Genomic DNA, 3,337 nt, shown 5'->3' with positions numbered 1-3,337 from the left:
ATTCTAAATATCCTTATCTTTTATAAAAGCTTCATGCCCTTCTTCACACTAAATAGTTGTTGCAATTCCCGCCAAAAATAAACTTACGATTGCTAAAATTTTAGTAGCGACTATAGCACCTCTTAAATGAAACTTATAATCTTTATATCCCTTCATTCCTTCTGTACTAGGAATCACAACAAACCTCGGAGTAATCCAGCAAAAAATTAGCCAATCAATTATAAGTAAATCTACTAAATTGAAAATCATTAAAATACCAAAAGTGTGTAAATAAGCATCAATATATAATAATTTTTCATGCTTATGTAATATATATGTAGAAACGAAAGGACAACTGAAAAGAATAGCATTATATACAATATTAAAGTAAATGGTTTGCTTTTTTTCATGAATCGATTTTGGAAAAACTACTTTTTGAATATCTTTCGGATAATCAGTTAATGAAAGTCGAGGATTATAATATAAGGACCCTAAAATCATAACGGATAGTACAATAGACATGATGACACCAACGTACATCATTTGCTCAAATTGATTCATATGCTTCATTCACCCTTTTCTGTAATTACTATGTTGATCATTTACTTAATTACATATTGTATGTACGTACATAATCAAAAATTAACAACTAGCTTTAACACCAAAGCAAAATTGTTGCAATGCAAATGCAAACTTAATACAGTGGAAGCCTAATTGCTACAGATAGGATGGATGAAACCTATGAAAATTGAACATATCGCAATTTGGGTAAATGACTTAGAATGAATGCATGATTTTTATATGAAATACTTTAACAGTAAAGTAAACTCTATAGCCATTCTTTCAATTTTACTTCATCCAACATTACAACCCCTTCTCATGATCTTTCACAATATATTCGCTCGTTTTTCACAAAAGGTTCATTTCACATGAAAATTTATTTATTACAATAAAAATATAAAGTATATTTTTAAGAAAAGGAGGATTTCAAGAATGAATAAAGAGGATAAAATTCACGCTGAAAAAGTGTTGAAAAATCTATTCATCGGATCACAAGTTGATGGATTACAATTTGGTATTTCTCCAGGCGCTATAAAGATTCATTTCACAAACTTTCACGACTCAGTTGATTATGACGGACAATTATATATCAATATCGAATCAAAATGGTGTTTATTTCATAAACCTCAAAAAAGATACCCATTAAATGAAGATGAATTTGAAGTTTATTCTGGGGAAGAAGAATATGAAAGAATATTTAAGATAAGAAGACAAAAAGTTACCGATATACAACTTGGCTTAGAAAGCCCTCATTTAATTATTACATTAGATAGTGGACAAATTATTTTTGTAAATGGTTTTCATGATTATTATGAATGTTGGCAAGCTGGTGTCCTATGTGAGCAATGGCTTGTAGTAGCTGCACCTGGGAATGAAATCGCCACTTGGGCTCCCGATGAGTTTATTAATAATTAAACTGTTTTTACGAAGAAGAACCGAAGATATTTTATGAAGCATGATACTAATGAACTACATAACCATTTCTATTATACTTAAACGAATGAACATTTTACTTTATTAAATTTGAAAGGACGATAATAATGGCATGTGTTCATGATTTTGGAATAATTGACGATTTTACTTCTCAAAAAAATTACAAAGATTATACACCAGAGAAATATCATTGTATTTCTGTGAATGATGATATTATCAGTAGTTTAGGTCAAAATGTATCAATTATGAAAACCTACTTCCATACAGCCAAAAATCAGGAATACGGTTTAGCCTATTACGGTATTACAATTATCCCGCCTGAATCATTAGCAATATTCTATGAAACAGTTACATCTTCAAAGTTCTTCAAAAATTCTGATGAGCTGAATGAGTTAGCTTCAAAAATTGTACAAGCTACAACAGAACAAAAGTACATGATCCATTATGGGGTTTAAATGTAATACAAAAAAGCTTAGGATTTCTCCGAAGCATTTTTTGTATGTTACTAATAATATTTATTTCCTTAACCATTTAGTCCATGATTGAGCCTATGGCCCCACCTTTTACAAGTGAGGGCACCCCTATTAATCTAAATAGGCGTCTCATTTCCAATCTTCCAGCTAAACCATTTCCCATGCCCTTCTGTTTCTCCAACCGTTTCACGATATTCGTTTCCGTTAATATAATAATCAATATGAAGGTCACGATCCCACATGTTGTTATAAAGGTGGAATACATCACGTTTTGCGCCAATTTCTTGTATTTGTTTTTCTAACTTATGTTTTACTTGTTCTGGTATTTGATTTGCAACGTGTGTATGGAAAATACAAATAACAGCTTCTTCACTTATTTGTTCAATAATAGATGATAATAGCTCTACACCGTCTCCTTCTATGAATTGGACAGATTCATTTTTCACTAAAGATGCAGCTTGATCAAACATCTCAAGCCTTTCTTTATGTTCTGGCCAAATTAAAGCACGTAACCATAAATAATCTTCCTCATTATGTAAATCATTCACATGTAAGTCCAGTCCGATTCTTTCTACGACAGATGGGCTTTCTTTTAGAAAATGCGGTACATTCTCCCCTCTTATTTCAGAAGTTACATGCACATTTGAATTTATATTTCCGTACATTTCATCCGTCCCGTACGAATAACTATATTGGTCCCAGAACAGTTGCAACCCAGAACTTGTCCCAATTTCAATTAACGCTAACGGCTTCTTCACTTTGTTAAATATGTAGCAGAAACTTGGGTATAAGTATGCGCACCGTCTTACTTCATTTGTTTGAACGAGTTTCGTTTGTAACAAAGTAATGATTTCTTCTCGGTACTCTTTACAGAAATCTTTAAAATGATTAAAAGCTTTATCTAAATTTGTATCAGCATTTTCAACTAAACTACTATAATACGTTTTTAAATGATGTTCTTTCCCTGCTAGCAATAAATAATGTACTGCACCTAATAGTAAGTTTGGGACTGGTTGACCTACCTGAGCATAGGACGATAGTGTAAGTACTTCCTCATCTTCAGCAATTTTCATTGATAAATATTCATATAAATCACTTGACCCTTTACATTCCTTTATTGAAAAGTTTCGAAATAAGTTTGAAATTTGTTCTTTTGTACACATTAGAGTCCCTCCTTTTTATTTTTCAGAATAATCTTACCATTACAGAAAGAATAATCCCATAAAAAGGTACTCGATTTAGTCACTTAAGGATACGTAAGCTTTTTCGAGATAATTTCAAACTGTAATTTTTTTCTATTTACCACCTTAAAAGAGCTTGTTAAATAAGATTTTTAGCGAATAAAACGTTAAATAGTTTAAAATTATCAGATAACACTAGATATTTTAGTC

Annotated in this window: 4 protein-coding genes; 2 read left to right on the top strand and 2 right to left on the bottom strand. The window is 31.1% G+C overall.

Translation table 11 applies throughout. From position 1 onward, the window contains the following. Positions 1–48: 48 nt before the first annotated feature. Positions 49–540, bottom strand: a complete 492-nt coding sequence (locus tag DN403_RS23555; RefSeq protein ID WP_001071239.1) for a hypothetical protein — start codon at positions 538–540, stop codon at positions 49–51. A 432-nt stretch (positions 541–972) separates the two neighbouring features. On the opposite strand from DN403_RS23555, the gene DN403_RS23550 reads away from it, so the two are divergent. Further along, positions 973–1,455 carry a hypothetical protein gene (locus tag DN403_RS23550; RefSeq protein WP_149185806.1) on the top strand — a complete coding sequence of 161 codons (483 nt, stop codon included), beginning with the start codon at positions 973–975 and terminating at the stop codon, positions 1,453–1,455. 125 nt (positions 1,456–1,580) lie between these two features. Beyond that, positions 1,581–1,928 (top strand): short-chain dehydrogenase, encoded by a 348-nt coding sequence (locus DN403_RS23545; RefSeq protein WP_149185805.1) that lies wholly within the window; start codon positions 1,581–1,583, stop codon positions 1,926–1,928. 134 nt (positions 1,929–2,062) lie between these two features. On the opposite strand, the gene DN403_RS23540 is transcribed toward DN403_RS23545, so the two are convergent. Continuing rightward, positions 2,063–3,109: a DUF2332 domain-containing protein gene (locus DN403_RS23540; RefSeq protein ID WP_042598033.1), complete on the bottom strand. Its 1,047-nt coding sequence runs from the start codon at positions 3,107–3,109 to the stop codon at positions 2,063–2,065. Positions 3,110–3,337 lie beyond the last annotated feature (228 nt).

Source organism: Bacillus sp. AY2-1 (assembly GCF_008368965.1).
GTDB lineage: Bacteria > Bacillota > Bacilli > Bacillales > Bacillaceae_G > Bacillus_A > Bacillus_A thuringiensis_S.
The sequence above is the reverse complement of the archived record's forward strand: the minus strand, read 5'-3'. Positions and strand labels throughout refer to the sequence as shown.